21 protein-coding genes, 4 tRNA genes and 1 pseudogene are annotated in these 24747 nt (G+C 70.8%); 19 read left to right on the plus strand and 7 right to left on the minus strand.

Annotated elements, in window-relative coordinates:
- Positions 1-101 precede the first annotated feature (101 nt).
- The 15 genes and pseudogenes from AB0I66_RS24665 to AB0I66_RS24735 all read left to right on the plus strand — a co-directional run bounded on the left by AB0I66_RS24665 (position 102) and on the right by AB0I66_RS24735 (position 14834).
- Positions 102-407 (plus strand): hypothetical protein, encoded by a 306-nt coding sequence (locus tag AB0I66_RS24665; protein ID WP_363210122.1) that lies wholly within the window; start codon positions 102-104, stop codon positions 405-407.
- 4 nt (positions 408-411) lie between these two features.
- On the plus strand, positions 412-4827 hold the full coding sequence (locus AB0I66_RS24670) for a phage tail tape measure protein (protein ID WP_363210123.1): 4416 nt from the start codon (positions 412-414) through the stop codon (positions 4825-4827).
- Between the two features lie 4 nt (positions 4828-4831).
- Complete coding sequence (locus tag AB0I66_RS24675) at positions 4832-5722, plus strand: hypothetical protein (RefSeq protein ID WP_363210124.1); 891 nt, start codon at positions 4832-4834, stop codon at positions 5720-5722.
- Complete coding sequence (locus AB0I66_RS24680) at positions 5723-6868, plus strand: phage tail protein (protein WP_363210125.1); 1146 nt, start codon at positions 5723-5725, stop codon at positions 6866-6868. It begins immediately after the preceding gene.
- Positions 6868-7803 (plus strand): hypothetical protein, encoded by a 936-nt coding sequence (locus AB0I66_RS24685; protein WP_363210126.1) that lies wholly within the window; start codon positions 6868-6870, stop codon positions 7801-7803. Before AB0I66_RS24680 ends, AB0I66_RS24685 begins: the two co-directional genes overlap by 1 nt.
- Before the next feature lie 10 nt (positions 7804-7813).
- Positions 7814-8437, plus strand: a complete 624-nt coding sequence (locus tag AB0I66_RS24690) for a hypothetical protein (RefSeq protein ID WP_363210127.1) — start codon at positions 7814-7816, stop codon at positions 8435-8437.
- A gap of 9 nt (positions 8438-8446) precedes the next feature.
- Positions 8447-11038, plus strand: coding sequence for a right-handed parallel beta-helix repeat-containing protein (locus tag AB0I66_RS24695; protein WP_363210128.1), 2592 nt, complete (start codon positions 8447-8449; stop codon positions 11036-11038).
- Positions 11039-11098: 60 nt separating this feature from the next.
- Positions 11099-11686, plus strand: a pseudogene (locus AB0I66_RS24700) (N-acetylmuramoyl-L-alanine amidase); the annotation flags it as partial.
- Positions 11669-11863, plus strand: a complete 195-nt coding sequence (locus AB0I66_RS24705) for a LysM domain-containing protein (RefSeq protein ID WP_363210660.1) — start codon at positions 11669-11671, stop codon at positions 11861-11863. The pseudogene AB0I66_RS24700 and the gene AB0I66_RS24705, both read left to right, overlap by 18 nt.
- An 8-nt stretch (positions 11864-11871) precedes the next feature.
- Positions 11872-12072, plus strand: coding sequence for a hypothetical protein (locus tag AB0I66_RS24710; RefSeq protein WP_363210129.1), 201 nt, complete (start codon positions 11872-11874; stop codon positions 12070-12072).
- On the plus strand, positions 12072-12506 hold the full coding sequence (locus AB0I66_RS24715) for a hypothetical protein (RefSeq protein WP_363210130.1): 435 nt from the start codon (positions 12072-12074) through the stop codon (positions 12504-12506). The genes AB0I66_RS24710 and AB0I66_RS24715 overlap by 1 nt, the downstream gene beginning before the upstream one ends.
- A complete protein-coding gene (locus AB0I66_RS24720) occupies positions 12503-12883 on the plus strand; it encodes a hypothetical protein (RefSeq protein ID WP_363210131.1) in 381 nt (126 codons plus the stop codon). Before AB0I66_RS24715 ends, AB0I66_RS24720 begins: the two co-directional genes overlap by 4 nt.
- 106 nt (positions 12884-12989) lie before the next feature.
- Positions 12990-14195: a helix-turn-helix transcriptional regulator gene (locus tag AB0I66_RS24725; protein WP_363210132.1), complete on the plus strand. Its 1206-nt coding sequence runs from the start codon at positions 12990-12992 to the stop codon at positions 14193-14195.
- A 262-nt stretch (positions 14196-14457) separates the two neighbouring features.
- Positions 14458-14682, plus strand: a complete 225-nt coding sequence (locus AB0I66_RS24730) for a hypothetical protein (protein WP_363210133.1) — start codon at positions 14458-14460, stop codon at positions 14680-14682.
- On the plus strand, positions 14679-14834 hold the full coding sequence (locus AB0I66_RS24735; protein WP_363210134.1) for a hypothetical protein: 156 nt from the start codon (positions 14679-14681) through the stop codon (positions 14832-14834). Before AB0I66_RS24730 ends, AB0I66_RS24735 begins: the two co-directional genes overlap by 4 nt.
- Before the next feature lie 192 nt (positions 14835-15026).
- On the opposite strand, the gene AB0I66_RS24740 is transcribed toward AB0I66_RS24735, so the two are convergent.
- From AB0I66_RS24740 to AB0I66_RS24765, 6 genes are all read right to left on the minus strand, one after another.
- Positions 15027-15260 carry a helix-turn-helix transcriptional regulator gene (locus AB0I66_RS24740; RefSeq protein WP_363210135.1) on the minus strand — a complete coding sequence of 78 codons (234 nt, stop codon included), beginning with the start codon at positions 15258-15260 and terminating at the stop codon, positions 15027-15029.
- 288 nt (positions 15261-15548) lie between these two features.
- Positions 15549-15621 (minus strand) — tRNA-Lys (locus AB0I66_RS24745).
- Between the two features lie 92 nt (positions 15622-15713).
- On the minus strand, positions 15714-17783 hold the full coding sequence (locus tag AB0I66_RS24750; protein ID WP_363210136.1) for a LamG-like jellyroll fold domain-containing protein: 2070 nt from the start codon (positions 17781-17783) through the stop codon (positions 15714-15716).
- 164 nt (positions 17784-17947) lie between these two features.
- A complete protein-coding gene (locus AB0I66_RS24755; RefSeq protein ID WP_363210137.1) occupies positions 17948-20269 on the minus strand; it encodes a DEAD/DEAH box helicase in 2322 nt (773 codons plus the stop codon).
- A gap of 309 nt (positions 20270-20578) precedes the next feature.
- Positions 20579-21145, minus strand: a complete 567-nt coding sequence (locus AB0I66_RS24760) for a hypothetical protein (RefSeq protein WP_363210138.1) — start codon at positions 21143-21145, stop codon at positions 20579-20581.
- A 99-nt stretch (positions 21146-21244) separates the two neighbouring features.
- A complete protein-coding gene (locus AB0I66_RS24765; RefSeq protein ID WP_190082831.1) occupies positions 21245-21595 on the minus strand; it encodes a metallopeptidase family protein in 351 nt (116 codons plus the stop codon).
- 59 nt (positions 21596-21654) lie between these two features.
- Here AB0I66_RS24765 and AB0I66_RS24770 point away from each other — a divergent pair, with 59 nt between their 5' ends.
- The 4 genes from AB0I66_RS24770 (at position 21655) to AB0I66_RS24785 (ending at position 23575) form a co-directional block, all read left to right on the plus strand.
- Complete coding sequence (locus AB0I66_RS24770; protein ID WP_363210139.1) at positions 21655-23211, plus strand: metallophosphoesterase; 1557 nt, start codon at positions 21655-21657, stop codon at positions 23209-23211.
- 79 nt (positions 23212-23290) lie between these two features.
- A tRNA-Glu gene (locus AB0I66_RS24775) sits at positions 23291-23363 on the plus strand.
- A 39-nt stretch (positions 23364-23402) separates the two neighbouring features.
- Positions 23403-23477, plus strand: a tRNA-Asp gene (locus tag AB0I66_RS24780).
- Positions 23478-23501: 24 nt separating this feature from the next.
- A tRNA-Phe gene (locus AB0I66_RS24785) sits at positions 23502-23575 on the plus strand.
- Between the two features lie 53 nt (positions 23576-23628).
- On the opposite strand, the gene AB0I66_RS24790 is transcribed toward AB0I66_RS24785, so the two are convergent.
- The gene (locus AB0I66_RS24790) at positions 23629-24738 is read right to left on the minus strand and encodes an ABC transporter permease (protein ID WP_363210140.1); all 1110 of its coding nucleotides are present in this window, start codon (positions 24736-24738) and stop codon (positions 23629-23631) included.
- Between the last annotated feature and the right edge of the window lie 9 nt (positions 24739-24747).

The raw sequence follows: 24747 nt of genomic DNA on the forward strand, positions 1-24747 counted from the left end.
ATCCCGAGGCCGTCGAGGCTGACCTCCTGCACCACTACAGCCCGCGCGATCCGATCGCGGAGTTCTGGCGCGGGGAGATCTCCCTGCGCCAGCTGCGCGTGATGGTCGAGGGCCTGCCGCCCGATGGGGTGCTGGCCCGCACGCTGGCCGGGCACCACTGGCAGCACGCCGACTTCATGCTGGCCGACCTGCTGGATCTGATGGCCCGGCTCCGGGTCGATTTCGCCAACGCCAACCGGCCGGACAAGGCGCCGGAGAGGCCCTACCCGGATCCCGCGTGGCGCCCGGAGAAGCCCGGCGCGCAAAAGAAGCGCAAGAAGAAGGCCCGCAAGGAAGCCGCCGACGCCCGTCAGGGCTACCTCCGGATCGTCGCCATCGCGACACCGCAGTACGCAGAAAAGGGGTGAGGTCATGCCCCGCGCTGCATCGGTATGGCTGGACGTCCTGCCGTCCATGTCGCAGTTCCGCCGCGAGCTGCGCCAGTCGCTGGAAGAGCCGGTCCGGCAGTCCGCTGCCCGGGCCGGCGACCAGGCCGGTGACGGCCTGATGCAGGGCATGGCCGGGAAGATGAAGGCCGGGGCCCTGGCCGCCGGTGCGGCGGTGGGGGTCCTGGTCGCGCAGGGCGTCGGCGAGGCCATCGAGAAGCAGGCCGCCACTGGCAAGCTCAAGGCGCAGCTGGGCCTCTCTCCGAAGGAGGCCAAGACCGCGGGCGCGGCCGCGGGCAAGCTCTACGCCAACGCGGTCACCGGCTCCATCGACGAGGGCGCCCAGGCGGTGCGCGCCATCATGGCCGCGGGCCTGGCCCCGTCGGGCGCCACCACCAAGCAGTTGGCCGCCATCGCCACCAAGGTGCAGGACCTCTCGTCCACCTTCGAACTGGACCTGGGCCAGACCGCCAACGCGACGGGACAGATCCTCAAGACCGGGCTGGCCAAGAACGGCAACGAGGCGCTGGACGTGCTGTTCAAGGGCATGCAGAAGCTCGGCCCCAGAGCGGACGACATCGCCGACACGTTCAACGAGTACAGCACCATCTTCCGCAGCCTCGGCCTCGACGTGAAGACGACGATGGGCCTGTTCTCGCAGGGCATGCAGGCGGGCGCCCGCGACACCGACGTGATCGCGGACAGCCTGAAGGAATTCCAGATCCGTTCCACGGACGGCTCCAAGGCCTCCGCGGAGGGCTTCAAGGCGCTGGGCCTGAACGCCAAGGACATGACGGCCCAGTTCGCCAAGGGCGGCAAGGGCGCCTCCCAGGGCCTGCAGACCGTCTTGGACCGGCTGCGGAAGATGAAGGATCCCGTCGACCGCAACGCGGCCGCGGTCGCCTTGTTCGGCACCAAGGCCGAGGACATGGGGGAGGCGTTGTACGCCCTCGACCCGTCCAAGGCCGTCGGCGACCTCGGCAAGGTCGGCGGTGCGGCGAAGAAGGCCGGCAACGACCTGCGCGACAACGCGGGCGCGCAGTTCGAGCAGTTCAAGCGCCGGGCCCTGATGGCGCTCGGAGACGCGGCCATGAAGTACGCCATCCCGCCGCTGATGCGCTTCGGGCGTTTCCTCAACGACGACGTCCTGCCGCCTGTGAAGACCGGCGTCATGTGGCTCGCCGACCGCCTGGCCCCGGCCGTGCGCGGTACAGGCGCGGCCGTGGGCGCCACCATCCACTGGTTCCGCGAGTGGGGCATCTGGCTGACCCCGCTGGCCATCCTGATCGGCGGGGTCACCCTCGCACTGTCCGCGCAGGCCATCACCACCGGCGCGGTCATCGGCGTCATGTCCGCCTACGCCCTGGCCAGCCGCGGCATCGCCGCCGTGACGCGCGCCTGGGCGGCCGCACAGGCCCTGTTCAACGCCGTCATGGCGCTCAACCCGTTCGTGCTGGTCGCGATCGCCCTGGTCGCCCTCGGCGTCGCCTTCGCGGTGGCGTGGCAGAAGTCGGAGACCTTCCGGTCCATCGTGCTGGGCGTCTTCTCGGCGATCAAGGCCGGTGCGATGTGGCTGTGGACCAACGGCCTCAAGCCCGCGGTCGACGGCTTCATGACCGGCCTGCGCGCGGTGGGTTCGGCCGCCACGTGGCTGTGGACGACCGTGCTCAGCCCGGTCTTCTCCGCCATCGACACCGGCGCCCGCATCCTCGCCACGATCCTCACGATCGTCGTATTCGGGCCGATCTACCTCGCCGTCAAGCTCCTCGGCGCCGTCTTCAGCTGGCTGTGGGCCGTCGCCATCAAGCCCGCGCTCGGCTACATCAAGGCGGGCGCGATGGTCCTGTGGGCGGGCCTGAAGATCGCCTTCGGATGGATCATGGCGGGCCTGCGTGTCCTGGGCGGCATCTTCCGCTGGCTGTGGAACAACAGCGTGAAACCCGTGTGGGCCTACATCAAGGCGGGCGGCCAGGTGCTGTGGGCCGGCCTCAAGGTGATCTTCGGATTCCTGATGGCCGGGCTGCGCACGGTCGGAGGGGTCTTCAAGTGGCTGTACAACAACGGCGTGAAGCCCGCCATGAGCGGCATCAAGTCGGTGGTCTCGACCGTCTACAACTCCGGCATCAAGCCCGTGTTCGACCGGCTGAAGGACGCCACGCGCGCCGTGGGCAGCGCCTTTGACACGGCCCGCAAGGCCATCAAGGTCGCCTGGGACAAGGTGAAGGGCATCGCCAAGGCCCCGGTGAAGTTCATCGTGGACACCGTCTACAACGGCGGCATCGTCAAGGTCTGGAACAAGGTCGCCGACGCGTTCGGCGCCCCCACGTTGGACCCGGTGAAGTTTGCCTCCGGCGGCATTCTGCCCGGCTACACCCCGGGCCGGGACCCGCACAAGTTCTTCAGCCCCACCGGCGGCGCGCTCGAAATGAGCGGTGGCGAGTCGATCATGCGGCCGGAGTTCACCCGCGCGGTCGGCGCGGGGTTCGTCGGCACGATGAACCGCATCGCGAAGAACCGTGGCGCAACCGGCGTGCAGAAGGCTCTGGCGCCCGTGATGGGCGGCCAGCCGCAGCGGTTCGCCGACGGCGGCATCTTCGGCTGGGTCGGCAAGGGCCTGAACGCCGCGGCGGGCGTGGGCTCGGCCGCCTGGGACAAGGTCAAGGAGGGGGCCTCCTGGCTGAAGGACACCCTGGCCGCGAGCGCGCGGGCGGGCGTGAAGAACGTCGTCGACCCGCTGCTCAAGTCCTTCCCCGGCATGGACACCGGCATCGGCAAGATGCTCCGCAAGATCCCCACGAAGATCATCGATTCGCTGTTCGGGTACAGCGACAAGGCCGACAAGAAGGGAGCCAGCGGTGGCCTGATGGGCGGTGCGGGCGTCAAGCGCGGTCTGAAGTGGGCGCGCTCGCAAAACGGCCTGCCCTACCAGTGGGGCGGCAACGGCAACCCGAGCTGGGACTGCAGCGGCTTCATGTCGGCGATCGAGTCGGTGATCCGCGGTCAGAAGCCCCACAGGCGCTGGGCCACCGGCGCCTTCTCCGGTGCCACGGCACCGGGCGGCTGGGTGCTCAACAAGAAGGCCCCGTTCATGATCGGCATCACGAATTCCGGCGTCGGCCACACCGCCGGAACCATCAACGGTGTGAACGTGGAAAGCCGGGGCGGCGACGGCGTGGTGGTCGGCTCCCGGGCCCGCGGTGCGAAGGACTTCCTGTTCACCCACCGCTACGGTCTTTCGGCCAAGGGCTACAGCGAGGGCGGCAAGCCGAAGGCCGGTGAGATCGCCTGGGTCGGCGAGCGCGGCCCCGAGCTGGTGAAGTTCAAGGGCGGGGAGGAGGTCTTCAACCACCGCGACAGCCTGCGGATGGCCGAGGGCCTGGGTGCCCGCGGCTTCGCCAAGGGCACCAGCCCGGCCAAGGCCCGCAAGGACCTGCCCGGCGACCTGAAGAACTTCACCAAGTCCCTGACCGGCTCGGCGGCCACCATCGCCAAGGCGTCCAAGGAACTGGCCAAGGACCTCAAGGCGACCGGCGGGAGCGGCAAGGCACTGGCCTCACAGGTCACCAAGGTGTCCGCCCGGCTGCAGACGATGGCCAAGCAGCGCGACGCGGTCGACTCCAAGCTGGCCACGGCCAAGACCGCCAGCACCGACCAGAAGAAGAGCGCCGCCGACTTCATGGGCCTGTCCAACCTGGCCGAGTCCACGTCCGTCTCCGACGTTCTGTCAGGGCTCTCCGCCCGCCAGGGCACGGTGCGGTCCTTCCAGGGGCAGATCAAGAACCTGGCCAAGAAGGGCCTCAACCAGGGCATGATCCGCGAGTTGGGCGCCATGAACCCCGACAGCACGCTGGCCGGGATCCTGTCCGGGGCGTCCGCCTCGCAGATCAAGTCCCTGAATGCGATGGCCAAGTCGGGCGCGAAGCTCTCGACCAGCTACGGCCGCACGATGGCCGACGCGATGTACGACGCGGGCGGCGCCGCCTCCAAGGGGTTCTTGACCGGGCTCATGGCCCAGGAGAAGGACATCCAAAAGGCCATGGCCAAGCTCGGCGCGGGCGCGGTCAAGGCCATCCGCTCCAAGAAGGGCATCGACGCGCACTCTCCCTCGAGGAAGGGCGAGAAGGCGGGCGCCGACCTGGGCGCGGGCGTGATCGCCGGGATGGTCGCCTCCGGGCCGTCTATCGAGTCCGCAGCCGCCCGGCTCGGCGCGGCCGCGGTGCCCGCCGGCCTGGTGCCCGTCACCTCCGGGTCCTCCGGGCAGGCCGCCGCCAGTGGTCTGGACGGACGCCCCGTCTACCTGGTCGTCGAGGACGGCGTCGTCCTGCGGGCCTACGTGGACGACCGGGTTGACGGTGCGCTGGACGACGTGCGCCGTAGCAAGCGATCCGGAAGGAAGGGATGAACCGATGCCGATGATCGTGGACCCGGCGGCTTCGCCCGTCACCCCGCCCGAGACGGTCACCAGTCCCGAGGGCTGGCTGACCGCCGTCATCGACGGGCCGTGGGCGGGTGTCTACCTGGCGGTCGACTACACCGCCGGGGACACCCCGCTGGACTCCGCGGCCGACGTGCGCAAGGTGCACCTCACCCGCCAGGACCCCGGCGCCTCTCCTGTGGGAGTGCGCTCGGGTGACCTGGCGTGGGCCGTCGAGGGCATCGGGCAGGCCTACGACCACGAGGCGCCGCTGGGCGTGGCGGTGGCCTACACCGCCCGCCCGCTGTACGCCGACGGCAGCTGGGGGCCGGCCACCTCGCTGGGGCTGGTCGTGCCCGCCCCGCCTGCGGCGCAGAGCAAAGACCTGTGGCTGAAGTCCATCGAGTCCCCAGGCCTTTCGATGCGGGTGATGCTGCTGGCCGCGCAGGGCACCACCAGCGCGGCCCGCCAGGAGAGCGCGCTGCGCACCGGCAGCCCGTATATGGCCGTCGCCTACGACACCGCGGCCGCGCCCGCCGAGTCCGTCTCCGTGGACGTCCTGGCCGCCGACATCGAGCGCTTCCGCCAGCTCATCCGCTCCGGCGTGCTGCTCGCCCAGGTGCGGCCCGGCTACCACGTGCCCGACCGGTACTTCGTGCCCGGCGAGGTGTCGGAGAAGCCCACCGGCAAGCTCGGCGCGACCGGCGGTTACACCGTCACCTTCGACATCGTGCCGGTCGAGCGGCCGGCCACCGGCGGTCAGCCCATGTGCGCGCCCGGCTGGTCCTACGACCTGCTGGCCGACGCGTTCGCCACCTACGACGCGGTCACCGCCTCCTATCCCACCTATGCAGCGCTGGCCACCAACGGGGCGGTGACGTAGGTGCTGCCCATCTCAGCGGCCGCGCTCGCCGCGCTCGGGCAGGCCACCAAGCGCCCGGTGCGCGCGCAGTGGTCCAACGACGGCGGCCAGACCTGGACGCCCGCCACCTTCGGCGAGGGATCAGTGACCCCGGACCGTACCGCGGAGGTCCGCTACTCGGCGTCCGTCGAGCTGCTGGACGCACCCCGCGGGCGCTCCGGCATCAACTCCATCTCCACCGAGATCCGCCTCTTCCAGGGCATCGGCGTGCCCCGCCTCGGCACCGAGTGGATCCCCGCCGGCCGCTACATCATCGACCGCCTGCAACGCACCCGCCTGGGGGTGTCCCTGAACCTGCTCGGCCGCGAGGACGTCGTGCGCAGCGCCGACCTGCCCACGGCCCGCACCATCGGCCCCGACTCCGCCGAGCTGTGCGCACGCACCCTGATGTCCGAGGCGCTGCCCGCGGCACCGATCGCCTGGCGCGAGGGCGTCAAAGCGGCCACCCGACTGCCCGCGTTCGTCGTGGACGAGGACCGGTGGGCCGCCCTGTCCGGCGGCACCGACACCTCCGGCACCGCCACCGGCATCGCCGCCTCGCTGGGCGCCGAGCTGTACGCCGACGCCCACGGCATCATGACGTTCGCGCCGGTGCCCACGCTGGCCGATCCGATCGTGTGGCGCATCCCGCGCACCCTGGCCACCGCCGAGCCCTCCGAGGAAGAGACCTCCGAGGGCCTGGTGAACCTGTGGGTGGTCACCGGCGACAGCGGGTCTGGCGGGGCCACGATCGGCCCGGCCTACGCCTGGGACGCCGACCCCTCCAGCCTCACCTATGCCGGGCCCGACCCGGTCGGCGACCCGCTGGCCCCACAGCGCGAGGGACTGCCCTGGGTGCGGGTGCGCACCGGCCGCTACGCCTCCGCGCTCATCACCGGTCAGACCCAGGCCGACGACGTCGCCCAGGCCCGCCTCTCCGATTCGCTGGGCGTGCAGGCCTCGCTGTCGTTCACCGCCGTCTGCAACCCGGCCATGGAGCCCGGGGACGTCGTCGAGGTCGAGGTGAGCGACGGCGTGTGGGAGCGCCACCTGATCGACGCCAACCCCTACACGCTCGGCGGGGTGGCGATGACGTGCCGCACCCGCACCAGCGCCAGGAGGCTGTAATGGCCGATATCCGCGACCAGCTCGGCAAGGACCTGGACGCCGCCGACAAAGCGGCCGGCGGACTGCAGACGGTGTCCGCCGACGTCATCGACGTCACCGACCGGGGCACCGTCAACGTGCGGATGGGCGGCGCCGAACTGTACGACGTTGCTTGCACCGACGCCTACCGCAACCGCAAGGCCGGGGACGTCGTGGCCGTGCGCCGCGGCGTCGTGCCGGTCGTGCTCTGGCGCCTGGGCGAGGACCCCGCCGACGCAGATGAGGCCAGCATCACCGAGGTCGCCAAGGACGCCGCCCAGGACCTGATCGCCATCAGCTCCTACACCTGGGGCACCGGCGCGCCGGGCGCGGGATTCCAGGAGGTGAGTGCGCTGTGGACCAAGAAGGACGGCGCGGGTAAAGGCGTGCTGTACGCGCAGCTGGCCTCTCTGCCCGACACCTCGCCAGAAGCCCCCACCACTCGCGCCCCCAAGACCGTGAAGATCAGCGCCAACAGTTCGGGGACCTGGCGGCGCGGCCGCCCCGATGATTACGCCTCCGCCCCGACCCAGGGCGACTGGACGGGGCGCGGCGACCGCCGGGGCGGCTGGTTCTACGGCACGAAGATCGCCGACGCGTGTGCGGGCAAGTCCGTGAAGGCGATGACCGTGCGCTTCACCCGCAAGCGCGGCTCCGGGGTGAACGGCAAGGTCAAGATGCGGCTCTACCTGCACGACCACAACGGCGCCCCCTCCGGTCAACTCGACCTGGACGCGGGCCCCGAGACGCTGCTGTCCCTGTCAGTAGGCGCCAAGGGCACCGCCACCTTGCCCAGCAGCTGGCGCACACAGCTGGCCTCCGGCAGCGCCCGCGGGGTGGCCATCTACGGCCACGGCCGCGGCGACTACGCGGCCTTCACCGGCGGCCAGATCACCATCACGTTCAACGCCTCGTAAGGAGCGCCTTGTGGCCACCCTCGGATACGCCGACCTGCCCGTCCCCGGCGGCGGCCAGTCCCCGATCGTCCCCGCCGACATCGCCGCCCTGGCCGAGGCCATCGACCCGCACCTGAGGCACTCCGCGGCCGACCTGGCGGACCGGACGAACCGTTTCGCCGCCGCGCCCGCGCAGACCCTGGTGACCGCCGCCAACGGCACCGTGTGGCTCAAGACGTCCAGCGACACCGACACGTGGGTGACGATCTGGGAGCCACCGCCGGTCTGGGACCGCACCCTCAGCCTCAAGGCCGGTTTCCAGGAAGGGGACGTGGACATCGCCCTGATGGTCCTCGACGGCGGCCGCCGAGTCGAGCTCAAGGGCCGCATCGAACGCACCGACGGCACCCTTATCACCGACCCGAACGCCGTCAACCTCGGCGCCGTGCCTGCCGACCTGATCCCCGCCGAGCTGCGCACCTACGTGGGCGCCTGCTCCATGGGCGGCACCACCACCGACGCCGCCGGACGCATCGAGATCCTCGGCACCGAGACGACGTCCGCCTACGGCGTCGCCGGTGACCTCCTGTGGTGGTACCAGGGCACCGACGGCACCAACTGGGTCGACATCTCCGGCTACTACTGGAAGATCTGAGGGTCCCGCATGGCGCTCTACACCTTCGGCGGGAACCCTGCCGCCGTCCTGACCACCGTCACCGGCGACGCCGTGCCCGACTACCCGCTCATCGTGCGCGCCGCGGGCACGGGCGCCATCATCACCGCTCTGTACGAGGAGGACGGCACCACCCCCATCGCGCAGCTGCGCTCCAACCCGGCCGACAGCGACACCCCCGGTGCGATCCGCACGTTCAAGGCCGAGGGCTACAAGCAGATCGAGTACGAGTACAACGGCCCCTCCGGGCAGCCGGTGCGCTGGTACGAGGGCGCCCGCGAAGGCGTCGGCGACACCGAGGCCCTGGCCGAGAAGTACGACAAGACCGGCGGCACCCTGACCGGCAAAGCCGAGGTGTCCCTGAGCGCCTCCACCTCGGCAGCCCTGGCCGCACTGGTCAACGGCGACTCCGTGGACCGCTGGCACGTGCAGGCCGGTGGCCGTCAGGAATGGGGGCCCGGCAACGCGGCCCGTGACACCTTCCTCTACCGCTCGGCCGCCGGCGTCCTGGAGACTCCCGGCACGTTCGTGGCCGGGCAGGTCTCCCTCGTCGGCATGCGCATCTACAACCCGCGGCTGTGGGGCACCGGGGGGTCCGCGCTGCAGGCCGCCTTGAACGCGTGCCGGGATGCTGGCGGCGGCTGGGTCATCGTCCCGTCGGGAACCTGGGACGCCTCCACCCTGCCCCTGCGCATCTACGGCCAGACGCGGCTGACTCTCCTCGAGGGGGCCACCATCCGGCGCGCGGGCGCGGGCACCATGCTCCTGAACGGAGATGCGGCCCAGTCCTACGGCGGCTACACCGGGCACGGCAACATCATCATCGAGGGCGGTACCTGGGACGCGAGGGCGACCGCCTACCCGACGTCCGCGATGTGCATGAGCATCGGCCACGCCGAGAACATCACCATCCGCGACACCCTGATCAAGGACGTGTGCGGCTATCACGGCATCGAGATCAACGCCGTGAAGACCTGCCGCATCGAGCGCGTGCGCGGCCTGGGCTACCTCGACCCCGGAGGCAGGGACTTCAGCGAGTTCATCCAGCCCGATTTGGCCAAGGGCAGCGCCTATTTTGGCGGCTTCGGCCCCGCGGACGACACCGCGTGCGCGGACGTTGTCATCGCGGGGTGCACCGTCGGTCCCTCCGGCACTCCCGGCACTACGGCCTGGCCGCGCGGCGTGGGCTCCCACTCTGCCTCGCCAGGTAAGCCGCACACCGGCATCGTCGTCCGGGACCTGTACTGCGAGGGCCTGGCCCAGTGGGCAGTTGGCGCCTACACCTGGCAGGACTGCACCATCACCGGCCTCACGCTGAAGGACTGCGGCGCCGGGGTCAGGATCCGCACCCTGGACTCCGGGACCGCCTCGCACCGCACCCCGGCCGGCGGCGGCGCACCGACCATCGCGGGCAGCGAGCCCCTGCGCAACGTCACCATCGACGACGTGCAGATGGTCGGCGGCGGCGCCTACGACGCGGCGGTCCGCGTCGAGGGCGAGGACACCGGATACGTACAGGGCCTGCGCGTAGCGGGCGTCATCACCCGGGACATCGCCTCGCAGGCCGTCCGCCTGATCGACGTCGAGGACTACACCGTCGATCAGGTTCTGGCCCGCGGCTGCGGCGCCACCGCCGTCAGCACCCTAGGCACCCGCCGCGGCCGGATCCGCGCCAACGTCAACGGCGCCACCGGCGCCGGCATCACCGTGGACTCCCGCTCGACCCCGGCCGCTGCCGCGACCGATGTGACGCTGGAAGGCTGCTCGGTCACCGGCACCACCGCCAACGGCATCCACATCTGGGACGGCGCCGATGTCATCGTCGACGACTGTGACACCTACGCCCTGACCGGTTACGGGGTGCAGATCAGCACCGGCACCGTGCGCCCGGTCGTCCGCCACAGCCGCAGCAGGGACACCACCCTCGCGGGCCTGAACGTCACCAACACGGTCACCGGCCTGCGCAGGTACGGCAACACCTTCGGCTCGGTCGCCGACGCCTCGAGCGGCGCCGAGACCAGCCCGTTCGACTCCGGATTCGGTGCCATCGAGGACGCCATTCGACCGGCCGGCCGCTGGGAAACCACCAGCCGCATGCGGTGCGGCGGCGAATCCCAGCCCACCTCAGGCTGGCTGTACCTGATCCCGGTGTGGCTACCCAAGGGCACCCCGCTCTCGGCCATTAGCTTCACGTCCGGCAACACCGCCGGAGCGACGCTGACTAACCAGTGGTTCACGTTGCACAACGCCTCACGCGTGGCGCTGGCCCGTACCGCGGACGCCACCACCGCGGCGTGGGGGGCGAACACGGCCAAGACGCTGGCCATCGCGCAGACGACCGCCGGGGCGGCCAGCTCGTACACCACCACCTACACCGGGCTGCACTATTACGGCTTCATGATCGCCGCGACGACCACGCCGTCCCTGATCGGCGAGGGCCGCCTCATCACGGGCGGCACCTCCGCCCCGGGCCTGGGCGCCACCAACAGCGGCCAGACCACCCCGCCCACCGTCACCGCCGGCGCCTTCACCGCGGCCAGTTTCGCGGGCTCCGCGATCCTCGCCTACGGATACGCCGCCTGACCCTCCGCTCACCCGCACGCCCCGCCAATGGCCGGGGCGTTTCTCATGTCTGGAGACCTCATGGCGCCACCCCTGGCCCCGTCCACGTTCCTGGCCGCCCTGCGTGACGAGGGCCTGACCGTCGTCGAGGTCGGCGACTGGCGGAACCACAACCGCAACCACAAGGGGCCGTGGGGTCCCGTGCACGGCGTGATGATCCACCACACCGTGACCAAGGGCAGCGCGGCCACAGTGAAGATCTGCCGCGACGGGCACGCCTCCCTGCCCGGCCCGCTGTGCCACGGCGTCATCACCAAGGACGGCCGCGTTCACGTCGTCGGCTACGGCCGCGCCAACCACGCGGGCCTGGGCGACGACGACGTGCTGCAGGCCGTCATCGCCGAGCGCGCCCTGCCACCGGACAACGAGGCGAACACCGACGGCAACCGCCACTTCTACGGCTTCGAGTGCGAGAACCTCGGCAACGGCAAGGACCCCTGGCCCGAAGCCCAGCTGCTCGCCATAGAAATGGTCGGCGCCGCGCTGTGCCGGAAGCACGGCTGGACGGTCCGCTCGGTGATCCGTCACCTCGACTGGCAGCCCGGCAAGGTCGACCCGCGCGGCGTCGACTGGACGGCGATGCAGGCCCGCATCACCACGCGCCTCAAGTCCAAGCCCGGGTCCGGCTCCACGTCGTACACCGTCCGCGAGCACGACACCCTTTCGAAGATCGCCAAGACCAGGCTCGGCAGCGCCGCGCGCTGGGGCGAGATCGCCAAGCTCAACGGCATCAAGGACCCCTACGTCATCCACGCCGGTCAGAAGCTCAAGCTCCCCAAGAAGTGAGGACCACCATGCGCATCTCCAGCTTCGCCAAGTCGCTCGTTGCGGGACTGGCGGCCGGCGCCACGGCCGCAGTCACCGCCGTGCAGGACAGCACCCTCACCACCGGCGAGGGCGTCACGATCGTGCTCGCCGTCCTCGGCGCCTGGGGCATCACCTACGCCGTGCCCAACAAGCCGTCCGCCCCGGCGCCGTCCGAGCCGGTCGTCTGATGTGCCGGGCGGCCCGCCGCCTCCGCACGAGGCTGGGCCGCCGAGGTATCGCGCTCGCGCTGCTCGGCTCCGCGAAGGTGTGCTTCGGCCTCGGCTATGCCCTGCAACCCGACCCGAGCCCGCTCGGCCTCGGGCTGCTCACTCGCTTCGCGGACATCCGCTGCTGGTCCTCCGTCTGGATCATCTGCGGTCTGGTGACGTTCACCTGCGCCTGGCTCCGCGTCGGCCGCGACGGTCTGGGTTTCTTCGCCGCCCTCGTGCCGCCGTTCGTGTGGGGGGCGGCGTTCCTGTGGGGCGGCCTGACGGGCGAGTACCTCCGAGGACTGACCGTCGCCGCCTGGTACGGCATCGGCCACGTCGGGCTGATCCTGTTCCTGGCGACCCTGCCAGAACACTCCGTCCCCCACACTGCGCGACGGGAGCGTGGTAGATGAACGGCACATGGGGGGTCGCCGCAGGCATCATCGGCTCCATCCTCGGAGCGGCCGCCCTGCTCGGCGCTGGCCTGTTCGCGGCGCGCGCCACACGAGCTGCGGCCCGCACCACGGCAGAAGCCACCCGCGCTCAGGCGCAGGTGGCGGCGGAACCAGCCCAGCGGCAAGCCGACCTGACAGCCTTCAAGGAGATCCGCGATGAGCTGAAGACGAAGGTCGAGAAGCAGAACGAACGCATCGACGGGTTGTCCGGCCTGGTCCTCGCCTACTCATGGACCGTCGACCGGCTCATCCATCGAATGCGAGACCGAGGCATCACCCCAGACCCGAGCGATATTCACGACCGAGTACGCGAGCACATGCACACCGGATCATGACCTGGCCCCCTGCGCTGCCCTTGCGGTAGCGCAGGGGGCCTTTCGCCATGTCCAGGGAGGAGCGCCAGGAGTAGCGTGGACGCAACACCTTCTGGCGGGGGTCTACATGGACAAGAGCATCGGCGACCGCATTCGTATCTTCCGCGAATTCCGGGACGCCACTCAGGAGCAGCTGGCGGAACGCTCCGGCGTATCGGTGGACACGATCCGCAAGCTGGAGCAGGGAATCAGACAGTCCGCGCGCATCACGACTCTGCGCGCCCTCGCGCGAGCCCTGGATGTGCAGCTTGAGCGCCTGCTAGGACAGCCGACTGTGACCCCGCAACTCACCGCCGACGGCGGTTTGATCGCCCTGCGCGACGCCATCCAGGACATTGACGCCCTGCCCGGCGTCCCTCTCGATGGCGACCCCGAGGCCCCACCGACCGCAGACGCCTGGGTGTCCAGCATCGTCCACGCCACCGGCCAGTACTGGGCAGGCGACTACTCCGAGCTATCCAGCACCCTGCCCACGCTCCTGCGCGACGGCCGCGCCGTCGCCCGCGAGACGCCCACCGAGCGCGTATGGCAGCAACTCGCCCTCGCCTACCAGCTCGCCGCGTCCCTGGCGACGCAGGCCGGACACCCCGACTGGGCATTCGGTGCCGTCGAGAAGCAGCTGGCCGCTGCACAGCGTGCCTCCGACCCGCTCGCCGAAGGCATGGGCGTCTCGACTCTGTCGTGGGTCCTGCTGCGTCAGGGCCGCTGGGAGCAGGCACAGGCTGTCGCTGAGAAGAAGGCCGACGACCTGGAGCCGAGCTTCCGCCGCGGTACCTCCGAGCAGCTCGCGGTGTTCGGCAACCTCTTGGTTGCCGCCGCGACGCCGGCCGCCCGACGTGACCAGCACGACGAAGCGCTGCACCTGCTCACCACCGCAGAGTCGGCGGCCATCCGTTCCGGGCCCACCCGCGCCTACGGCAGTGCCTTCTCGGTCGCGGACGTGCGCACCCAGAAGGTCAACATCTCTTTGGCAGGTACCGAGAGCCACCCGGCCGAGGCTTTGCGTATGGCCGCCGAGGTGAACCTGGCAAGCATCAGCCGCCCCGTTCACTCCGCCTCCCACCGCGTCGACGTTGCTCAGGCCAAGTATCAGACCGGCGACCAGGAAGGCGCGCTCACGGATCTCCTGCAGATCGAGCAGGACCAGCCCGAGTGGATCAAGTTCCAGACACTGGCGGCCACCACCGTCGCCGAGATGCTGGAAGCTGAGCGGCGCCGCAACTCCCGCCTGCGGGGCCTTGCTTCACGGCTGGGAGTCGACCCGACGCTGTAGGACAACACGTCCTAGTTACGGGATAATCGCCTATCGGACTGGTGCTCTTTGTCACTGGGACGCGATCACGCGGCTTCGTAGCGTGATCCGTATGACGCGGCGTCGGCTCACCCCCGCCAGGCGAAGGCCGACGCCGCGACCATGCGGCCGCGACCCGGAGACGCCGATGTCCAAAACCTCAACGCCCCACCCCGTGCCCCTGCCCGACGTCTGTAGCCTTTCCGAGCCGCAGGTGCGCGGTAGGGCATGCGTGTGGTGTGCCGTGGCCCTTTCCAATGCGACGGCCGTGAACCTCGGCGAGCGGTCCGTAGACGCGCACGGCAGCTGCACTCACTGGTTCCCCCGAGCCTGCCGCTCCTGCGCCAAGACCAACGTCTACAAGGCGCTCCTTGACCACACGCAGAGCTGCGAGCAGTGCAACGACGCCCCTGCCCTCTGCGAGGGAGGCAGCGCACTGCGGGCGACCCTGAAGGTGGCACGGCGATGAGCGAGCGCACCATGATCCCCGGCATCTGCCACATCCGTAAGCAGGGAACGAACTTCCGCTGCACCCTCCCACCTCGGCACAGCGGCGGACACCACCACGCCTATCAACGCATCGACTGGCCGCGCCGCGGAGGCGAGACGCAGGCCAGCTGAGATTCCCGTACCGCGGCTATGTCGGAGACGCGGAACGGGAAGAGGGCGGCCCGCCCGAAGGTGAGCTCATGGGGGGCGGGCCGCCCGTACAGACCCCGCGGTGGGTGCGCTTGCTCATCACACAGCGCGCGCCAGCCGCGGGTCGCGGCTCGGCCGGCACCCGGCATCCGGTTGCTGGTCGAGCCGCTCGTGTCAGAAGAGGTCGCGGACCGATACGCCGAGCGCCTCGGCGATACGAAAGAGGGTGTCCGCGCTCGGAGACTGCTTACCCGCCTCGATCTTCACGAGCGACGGCCTGTCTAGGCCAGCGTTCAGCGCAACTGTCTCCTGCGTCATCCGCGCCTCCTGCCGCACGGCGCGGATACGAGCCCCCAGAGCCAGGCGGCGAATCAGGATCCAGTCGGGCGGGGGGTAGGCGGATGGCACCTCGCCAACCGTTGTGGCTGCATGATCGAATGTCTGTAGGTATACGCCTACATTGCTGAGTGAACTCCCGCCGCCAGCTTGGAGAGGCAGCGCGGCGGAGAGGGGCGGCGCCCACCCCCGGACGCCACCCACAGGCTCCCCCGGCGCCCAGCCCCCGCGCCGGGGGAGTCACCTCCGGAAGGAAAGATCGACATCTTTCGTGAGAGCAGCGTGAGAGCGTGGGGGCCAGCAGGACCCCAAACAGCGAGAAAGCCCAGCCGGGATACCTCCCGAGCTGGGCTTTCGTCGTAGACCGTGTGGGACTCGAACCCACAACCAATGGATTAAAAGTCCACTGCTCTGCCAATTGAGCTAACGGTCCGTGCGGACGCACCCCCCGAGCATAGCCGCAGAGGCCCGCCCATCCGATCGGGTATCACCTCCCGGGCCCGTCGCACGGTAACGACCTACCGGTCAGACCGACGTCCCTCCGCCACTCAGCACCACCACTTGCCGCTCACTGAGCGCCCCCGCATACGCCTGCACGTCGTCAACGGCACCATGCAGATACTCGCTCCCGCCGTCCGCCTGGGCGGCACGCCCGACCTGCAACCCTCCGGTGGCCGGGGGGCTGTGGTGGAACGGCGCCTTGGCCGACAGATGTCCGTCGACGTACAGCAGGACCTCGTCGGCACCGTCGTCGTACACCACCGCCAAGTGATGGGGCTGGCCGCTCGACGCCCAGTCGTTGTCCGCCGTCAGCTTCGTCGTCTCCGCTCCGGCCCGGTCCTCGTGGGCCAGCGTCAGTTCCCAGCTCTGCTGCTCCGGCGTGTAGCGCAGCGCGGCAACATCCGTCTGCTCGCCCGGAAGCGACAGAACCGTCATCGTGCGGCCCTCGGCCGCGGGATCCAACTGCACATGCGCAGCCAGCGAGAAGCTGTCGCCCGTGTCCACCACCGGACCGTCCGTCGCCGCGTGGTCCCCCTCACCGTCGAGCTTCAGCTGGCCCTCCCCCACCATCGGTGTCTCGCCGGGAACGCAATCCGGGTCGAGGCCGCAGTCGCTGTCATCGCGCTGGATCCGGGCGTCCCCGCCCAGCTTCATCGACTGCCGGCCGTCGTGCTCCGGGCTGGCTCCCGCGGCCGACTCGTCGAACTGCCAGTGCCCCTCCCGCACGGTCGCGCGCTTCCCGAGCGCCGCCGCCTCCGCCGGGACGACCACCCGGTCCCACACCTGTACGTCGGCGATCCGGCCGTCCCAGGACCGGCCGATCTGCAGGGCTCCGGAACCCCCGGGTGCCGAGGCGCTCTCCGCGGTGCCGACGAGGCGGCCGTTCACGTAGAGGAGCGCCGCACGCTCCACCGGGTCGTACACACCCGTCAGGTGCGCCCACTCCCCGCTCTCGGGCAGCCCGCCCTCCGCCCGGACCGACGTGCCACCACCGAGCGAGAAGGACCAGTTCCCTTCGGCATCCGCCCCGAGCGCGAACGCGGGCCCGTCATCTCCACCCTGGCTCACCGCCGTCATGTCCCGGCCCGCCTCCCCCGGACGCACCCACGCGCTGACCGCGAACGCCTCCCCGGCATCCACCGCCGGAGCGCCCGACGTGAGATGACCGCCGCCCGAACCGTCCAGCTCCACCGCCGACTTCACGTCCGTACGGGACGGCCCCTCGGCACCGAAGGTGACGGACCCGACCGCTTCGGCGGGTCTGCCGCCCGCTGAGGCGTCGGCCCGGACCGAACCCGCGGGGTCGGCGAGCTTCCACCCGGCGACGGGCGTACGGCCACTGGCCACCCGGAACTGGTAGTTGACGGGTTCGCTCGCGTTGCCCGCCCGGTCGATCGCCTGGACCGAAAGCTGCTGCAGGCCGGACGACTTCGGCATCCAGCGCAGTTCGACCGGGCCCCCCGGCTCCTTCGGCTCTGCCGTCTGCTGCTTCTCGGCGGCGAAGCGGTAGACGTACGACACGGTGTCGTCCGACGAGGAGTCGACCGTGAACGTGCCGTACGCGCCCACTCCGTCGTGCCAGGACTCCGTGTCGTCCGGGTACTCCGGTGACGACACGGACGGCTTCGCCGGCTCCTCGATGTCGTACACGAACCCACAGGTGCCGCGGTCGCCGTCGGAACTCCACGGACCCCACGCCGTGCCGTCGAAGGCCCGCACACGCCAGTCCACGTCGGTGGCCGCCGGCACGTCCTCCGGGACGCTCCACCGCACCTCGCTGCCGCTGCGGCGTGACGTCGTGGCGGCCGTGCGCACCTGTCTCTCCCCCGCCGCGTCCCGCCACGAGACCTCGAACTCCGCGGAGACCGGCTGGGCGTCAGGGTCACGGAGCACCGCGCTCAACTGCGGCCGGGTGCGTACGTACGGTCTCTCCGTCCCGCTCGCGCACTTCTTGCCCCCGGTCATGAGCTCGGACAGCGCCGGCTGATCCGGCGGCCTGTTATCCGCCGCCGCGGCCGCCCATGGCGTGGCGACGACGGCCGATGACGCGAGCGCGACGGCAACCGCGCTGTGTACGAAGGCATGACGAATCACGGGGTCCCCTCCCTCTGGGCCCGGCTCCCCACCGGACCACCGCTTCGATCAAGCCCGAAGGTAACAGCACGTACTGACATCGACACGGCCCGCAGAACCCGCGCACGACGAAGGGCCCGCACAGCAAGCTGTGCGGGCCCTTCGGTTCAACTGTTCAGCAGGCGTCAGCCGTTGCGCTTCCAGCGCGGCTTGTCGTCGCGGCGGCCGAAGGAGCCGGTGCCCGTGCCGGTGCCGGACGTGCCCGAGTTGCGGTTGTACGACGGGCGGTCGTGGCCGCCGGAGCGGAAGCCACCCGAGCCGCCCGCGGGGCGGTCGTCGCGGCGGTCGCGGTTGAACGGACGGTCGCTGCCACGGTGGCCGCCGGAGGGGCGGTCGTCGCGGCGGAAGCCGGAGCCACCACGGTCGTTGCGGTCACGGTTGAAGCCGCCGCCACCCTCACGACGGTCGCCCCCACGGAAGCCGCCGCCCGAGGGACGGTCGTTGCGGTCGCGGTTGAAGCCGCCACCCTCACGACGGTCGCCCCCACGGAAGCCACCACGGTCGCCGCCCGAGGGACGGTCGTCGCGGCGGAAGCCGGAGCCACCACGGTCGTTGCGGTCGCGGTTGAAGCCGCCGCCACCCTCACGACGGTCGCCGCCACGGAAGCCACCGCCCGAGGGACGGTCGTTGCGGTCGCGGTTGAAGCCGCCACCCTCACGTCGGTCGCCCCCACGGAAACCGCCACGGTCGCCACCTTCACGGCGGTCGCCGCCACGGAAGCCACCCGAGGAACGGTCGTCACGGCGCTCGAAGGAACGGCCACCGCGGTCGTCGCGGCGCTCACGCTCGTAGTTGCCGCGCTCGTCACGCTGCGGACGGCGCTCCTCGCGAGGCGCGACCGCGGGCTGCTCCGGGACGGAGACAGCGGCCTCGACCTCGGCCTCGGCGGCGGCGGTGGCCTCGGCGACCGCGGTCTCCGGGTCGTCGCCACGCTCGCGGGCGGCACGCGCGGTGAGACGCGAGGCCTCCTCGCGCAGCTCCGTCGCGCGACGGGTCGCGCGCTCCAGCTCCTTGGTGAGGTCCTTGACCTCACGCTCGGCCTGGGTCGCCGCGTTGCCCGCGGAGTCGGCCTGCACCTCGGTCATCGAACGGGCGCCGGTGATCTCGGCGACCTCCGGGTCGAAGGTGCCGCCGCCGTTGATGATGTGACGCGTGGCGTCGACGCCCGCGTCCTCCATCAGGCGGAAGATCTGGCGGCGCTGGTGCGGCAGCGAGAGGGAGACGACCGTGCCGCTGCGGCCGGCGCGGGCCGTACGGCCCGAGCGGTGCAGGTAGTCCTTGTGGTCGCCGGCCGGGTCCACGTTCAGGACCAGGTCGATGCCGTCGACGTGGATGCCGCGCGCGGCGACGTCGGTGGCGACGAGCGCGTTGACGTAGCCCTTCTTGAAGTCCTCAAGAACGCGCGTACGAGCGCCCTGCGTCATGCCGCCGTGCAGCGCGTCGGCCTTCACGCCGGACTCGCAGAGCTGCTCGGCGATGCGGTCCGCGCCCAGCTGGGTGCGGACGAAGATGATCGTGCGGCCCTTGCGCGAGGCGATGGCGGCCGTGACGGGCGCCTTGTCGCGCGGCTTCACGATCAGGATGTGGTGGGTCATGGTCGTGACGTTGCCCTGGGCGCTGTCGACCTCGTGCGTGACCGGGTTGTTCAGGTAGCGCTTGACCAGCGTGGAGATCTCGTTCTCCATCGTGGCCGAGAACAGCATGCGCTGGCCGCCGGACGGAACCTGGTCGAGCAGCTCGGTGACCTCGGGCAGGAAGCCCAGGTCGGACATCTGGTCGGCCTCGTCGAGCACCGCGATCTGGGTGTTCTCGAGCGAGCAGGCGCCACGGCTGATGATGTCGCGCAGACGGCCCGGGGTGGCGACGAGGATGTCGACGCCGCGCTCGAGCGCGTAGATCTGGTTGCCCATCGACGTACCGCCGCAGACGACCTTCATCTTCAGGCCGAGCACGTCGCCGTACGGCTGGAGCGCGTCCGCGACCTGCATCGCGAGCTCACGCGTCGGCGTGAGGATGACGCCGCGGGGCTTCTTCTTCTCGGTGCGGCCCTCGGAGGCCAGCGTCGCCAGCATCGGCAGGCCGAAGGAGAGGGTCTTGCCGGAGCCGGTGCGGCCACGGCCGAGGATGTCCTTGCCGGCCAGGGCGTCCGGGATGGTCGCGGCCTGGATCGGGAAGGGGGAGGTCACGCCGTTCTGGGCGAGCTTGCGGACGATGCCCTCGGGCAGTCCGAGGTCACCGAAGGTGGGGCCGGTCTCGGCCTCTTCGGCGGCTTCTTCGACCTCGGCGGCGGCCTCGGTCTCCACGACGACCTGCTCGGCGGCCTCCACGACGTCGGCGACGTCGGTGGCCTGGACCGTCTCGACGGCCTCGGTGACGGTCTGAGCCGTCAGCTCGTCGGTCGTCTCGTTCTCGGGCAGGACGGCGTGGTCAGAGTGAGAAATGGACATGCGAAATGCGAAACCTTCCGGAGTCTCGGCACGCGCCCGTCAACTCCGTGATTTCGCAATGGACCGCCTCGATGCGGTCAGCCACGGCAAGGGAGAGTACGCGCCACGCGGCGCTCTTCTTTTTCGGCGCCGGGCAAATGGGATCAAACGATCTACCACCATACGCACCCAACCCCCCCGAAGGCAAACCGCATCCTCCGGGGCACCTTGGATTCCACCCCTTACGGCCTGTCTCACCTGCGAGGAAGCGGGTTTCGGACAGCGGGAGACCCCGGCTCAAGCCACCCGAGACCAAGCCACCCCGACCCTCTACGCCGGACCCGCCTCCGGCGACGGCTCACGAGACCTGAGCCCCTCCGACCGCTCCCCCAGCTGAGCGTCCTGCTTCGGAGGCTCGTGCGCCGACGACGAGGGCTCCGGGGTGGGCTCGGGAGTCGGCGTGGGGGTCGGCTTCGGCGGGTCGGGCGTCGGCGTGGGGCGCGGCGCGTCGGGCTTGGTCCTGGTGGGCGAGGGGCGCCCGTCGCCCGTCGGCGGGGCGGGGTCGCCGCCGCCGGACGCGGAGGCAGAGGCCTGGGCGGCGTCGGAACCGGACCCGCCGCGCGCGCCCGAGCCCCCCTTGCCCTTGCTCTTCCCCTTGCCGCCCTTGCCGCGTTTGCCGCCCTTCGCGTCATCGCGGCCCTCGCCGCCACCGCCGGCGGAATCCGCGCCCGGCGTGGCACCTCCGCCGTCCGGGGCGGCCGCCGCGCTGCGCTCGCCGACGGACCGCGCGGGTCCCGGCTCACCGCCGTCGTCGTCGCCGATGCTCATGCAGCCCGCGGTCGCCATGACGGCCACCGCCGCCGCGGCCAACCGGACAGGAACGTACAACTGGCGCACGGCCTAGCACCTCCGAGGCGCTGAGAAGCGGGGACGTCCTACCCAACTCCCTTGCCCCGCAAGAGGACACGGACCGGCGGACGGACCTGCCGCCTTCCGTCAGCCGTAGCCCAGGGCGTGCAGGCGCTCGTCGTCGATCCCGAAGTGATGTGCGACTTCGTGCACGACGGTGATCTCGGTCTCCGCGACCACGTCCTCGCGCGACTCGCACATGCGCAGCGTCGGCCCCCGGTAAATGGTGATCCGGTCCGGCAGCACTCCCGCGTACCACTCGCCCCGGTCCGTCAGCGGCGTTCCCTCGTAGAGCCCGAGCAGCTCGGGGTCCTCGGCCGGTGGTTCGTCCTCCACGAACACCGCCACGTTGTCCATCAACCGCGTCAACTCGGGAGGAATCCGGTCGAGCGCCTCGGCGACCAGTTCCTCGAACTCTTCCCGCGTCATCTCCAGCACTCCCCCATTGTCGGCCACCGCCCCGCATGGCCGCCCCTCCCCATGGGCATACGGCCCCAATGGTCCGGCTTCGCGTCTTCCGTGCGCCCGCCGCCCTCGTACGCCACTACCGATCCCGCCACCCCCGCCCGGTGGGCGAGCTCGTCCACCCTCCGCATCCCTACGGCCGCGCACTGGGCCTGGTCGCGGTCGTCCTCTTCGGCGCCTGGCTCGGCCTGCTGATCGTCGGCAGCGTGCACGCGCCCGTGGGGCCCATGGACACGCGGATGACGCTGCGCCCCTCGCTCACCGGCGGCACGAAGATCGACGTCTCCCCGCTGGGCGCCCTCGAACTGCGCTCGCACGTCGCGCCCATCCGCCTGGACGTGGACGTGGACCGCCTGGACCCGGTCCGCTCCCAGGCCCTGGTCGACCACCCCGAGCGGATCGCGGGACTCCAGGACGAGGTGGCCAAGGACGTCGGGCACGGCACGCTCGACCTGGCCGTACGCTCCTGCGCCGCCGTCGTCGCGGGCGCCACGGCGCTGGGCCTCGCGGTCTACCGGCGCCCGCGCCGGGCCCTGGCGGCGGGCGGTCTCGCGCTGGCCCTGCTCGCCGCGTCGGGCGCGGCGGCGTACGCGACGTGGAACCCGAAGTCCGTCCTGGAGCCGAAGTTCTCCGGCCTCCTCAGCAGCGCGCCCTCGGTGGTCGGCAACGCGCGCAGCATCGTGAGCGAGTTCGACGTCTACCAGCAGGAGTTGGCGCGCCTGGTCACCAACGTGACGAAGCTGTACGACGCGACGTCGACGCTCCCCGCGTACCAGCCGGACCCGTCCACGATCCGCGTCCTGCACGTCTCGGACATCCACCTCAACCCGGCGAGCTGGAAGATCATCGCCTCGCTTGTGGAGCAGTACGACATCAACGTCATCGTCGACTCCGGCGACACCATGGACCACGGGAGCGCCGCCGAGAACGCCTTCCTGGACCCGATCGAGGATCTCGGCGCCCCGTACGTCTGGGTCCGCGGCAACCACGACTCGGCCACCACCCAGCGCTACCTCCAGCGCATGAAGAACGTGCACGTACTGGACGAGGGCAGGGCCGTGTCGGTCGCGGGCCTGCGGTTCGCCGGGACAGGCGATCCCCAGTACACGCCGGACCGCTCGGTGGCGGCGGAGGGCAAGCCCGTCGAGGAGATGGCGGGCATCCGCCTCGCCTCCGCCCTGCGCGACCAGCAGACGGCGGGCACCCCCGTGGACGTGGCCGTCGCGCACAACCCCGATGCCGCGCGGGAGACGGACGGCGAGGTGCCGCTCGTCCTGGCGGGCCACGTCCACCACTCGGAGATGGAGGTCATGGACGGCGGGACCCGGCTGCGCATCGAGGGGTCCACGGGAGGCAGCGGGCTCCGGGCGGTGGAGGGCAAGTACCCCGACCCGGTCGAGACGTCCGTCCTCTACCTGGACCGGGACACCCGGCGGCTGCAGGCCTGGGACGAGATCAAACTGGGCGGCCTCGGTCTGACGAAGGCGGAGGTCAGCCGCCATCTGCCGAAGGAGAACCAGCCCGGGGCGACACCGTCGCCGGCCCCTCCGGGGCGCTCCCCGGGGAGCGGTTCCCCCGCCCCCCGATAACCGTTTTGGCGATAGCTCCCCGCATCCCATATGCTTCTCACGTCCCCGACGCGCTGCAAAGCGCCCAGGTGGGCCCTTAGCCCTCATCGTCTAGTGGCCCAGGACGCCGCCCTTTCAAGGCGGTAGCACGGGTTCGAATCCCGTTGGGGGCACGCAACACCTTGTGCGAGACTAGTGCTCGCACAACGCTTGGTCCTGTGGAGCAGTTTGGAGTGCTCGCCACCCTGTCAAGGTGGAGGCCGCGGGTTCAAATCCCGTCAGGACCGCTTGCGATTCCACGCGGATCGCGTGGCTGGGTAGCTCAGTTGGTACGAGCGATCGCCTGAAAAGCGATAGGTCGCCGGTTCGATCCCGGCCCCAGCCACCTCTTCGAAGGCCCCGTCCGATGGACGGGGCCTTTCGCGTTCCCCCGTCCGGTCAGGCCGCCGGGGCCGCCGCGTGGGCCGCGGGCCTCTCCCGTCCGCCCGGGTGCCGGTGCCGCCAGACCCAGAACACCACGGACGCGAGGACCGCCCACCCCGCGAGGACCAGGAACGGGAACGCGTGCTGGTGGCCGCCGAAGTACACCGCCGTGTGCTGCGCGTTCACCGACGCGCCCGGCGGCAGCCACTGCCCGATGTGGCCGAGCACCGAGGGGAGCAGCGGCCAGGAGACCGCGCCGCCCGACGACGGATTGCCCAGGAGCACCATCAGGCCCCACGTCGGGATCATCGCCCAGCGCCCGAACAGCGTGTTGAACATCGTGTTGACCATCCCCGACGCGAACATCGTCAGCGCCAGGATCAGCCACGACTCGACGAACGGCAGGTTCACCGCCCCCAGCCACCAGTCCACCACCGCCGCGATCACGAAGCCGCCGAGCAGCGAGTAGAGGATGGTGAAGGCGATGCGCTCGGCCGGATTCAGGCCCCGGGCGTGCACGCTCAGCTGGATCGCCCCGACGAAGCCGATGATCACCGCGGCGAGCGAGATGTAGAAGATCGCGAGCCCTCGCGGGTCGCCCTCCTGGAGGGGCTTGATGTCCTTCACCGTGACCGGCACCCCCACCTCCTTGCCCACCTTCGGCGCCGCCTCGGCGAGCAGCTGGGCGACCGACGCCCCCGAGGCGCCGGAGACGTCGAACGTCACCTTGTCCCCGCCGCCCGGAGCCACCGCGAGGATCGCGAAGACCTTCTGCTCCGCCACGGCGTTGCGCGCCGCGGCGACGCTGTCGTACTCGTGCACCTCCAGGGAGGCGTTCAGCGCCTTCTCCATGCCGTCGAGGAACGCTTTGCCGCGCGTGGCCTCCTGGGCGCCGACCACCGCGGTGGGGATGTGGTGCGGGGTCGGCTTCGCCATGGAGTACGTGTACGAGCCCGCGAAGAGCCCCGCGGCCGCCGCCAGGATGAACACGAGGACGACCGCGGGCAGGAAGGGCGAGTCCTTGAACGCCGACCACCGCTCACGCCCGGTGGGAGCCCGTCCGTGGGCGCCGTGAGCGCCGTGGGCTCCATGCCGGTGTTCTTCGTGATCAAGCTGTTCGGCCATACGAATCAG

The sequence above is a fragment of the Streptomyces sp. NPDC050439 genome, from assembly GCF_040655335.1.
In the GTDB taxonomy this organism is placed as follows: domain Bacteria; phylum Actinomycetota; class Actinomycetes; order Streptomycetales; family Streptomycetaceae; genus Streptomyces.

Bases quoted from the DNA above. Each gene is read 5' to 3' on its own strand.
- AB0I66_RS24720 (WP_363210131.1), top strand. From the start codon at position 12,503: ATGAACGGCACATGGGGGGTCGCCGCAGGCATCATCGGCTCCATCCTC.
- AB0I66_RS24710 (WP_363210129.1), top strand. From the start codon at position 11,872: ATGCGCATCTCCAGCTTCGCCAAGTCGCTCGTTGCGGGACTGGCGGCC.
- AB0I66_RS24725 (WP_363210132.1), top strand. From the start codon at position 12,990: ATGGACAAGAGCATCGGCGACCGCATTCGTATCTTCCGCGAATTCCGG.
- AB0I66_RS24755 (WP_363210137.1), bottom strand. From the start codon at position 20,269: ATGTCCATTTCTCACTCTGACCACGCCGTCCTGCCCGAGAACGAGACG.
- AB0I66_RS24735 (WP_363210134.1), top strand. From the start codon at position 14,679: ATGAGCGAGCGCACCATGATCCCCGGCATCTGCCACATCCGTAAGCAG.
- AB0I66_RS24695 (WP_363210128.1), top strand. From the start codon at position 8,447: ATGGCGCTCTACACCTTCGGCGGGAACCCTGCCGCCGTCCTGACCACC.
- AB0I66_RS24670 (WP_363210123.1), top strand. From the start codon at position 412: ATGCCCCGCGCTGCATCGGTATGGCTGGACGTCCTGCCGTCCATGTCG.
- AB0I66_RS24715 (WP_363210130.1), top strand. From the start codon at position 12,072: ATGTGCCGGGCGGCCCGCCGCCTCCGCACGAGGCTGGGCCGCCGAGGT.
- AB0I66_RS24790 (WP_363210140.1), bottom strand. From the start codon at position 24,738: ATGGCCGAACAGCTTGATCACGAAGAACACCGGCATGGAGCCCACGGC.
- AB0I66_RS24665 (WP_363210122.1), top strand. From the start codon at position 102: ATGGTCGAGGGCCTGCCGCCCGATGGGGTGCTGGCCCGCACGCTGGCC.
- AB0I66_RS24770 (WP_363210139.1), top strand. From the start codon at position 21,655: ATGGTCCGGCTTCGCGTCTTCCGTGCGCCCGCCGCCCTCGTACGCCAC.
- AB0I66_RS24685 (WP_363210126.1), top strand. From the start codon at position 6,868: ATGGCCGATATCCGCGACCAGCTCGGCAAGGACCTGGACGCCGCCGAC.
- AB0I66_RS24675 (WP_363210124.1), top strand. From the start codon at position 4,832: ATGCCGATGATCGTGGACCCGGCGGCTTCGCCCGTCACCCCGCCCGAG.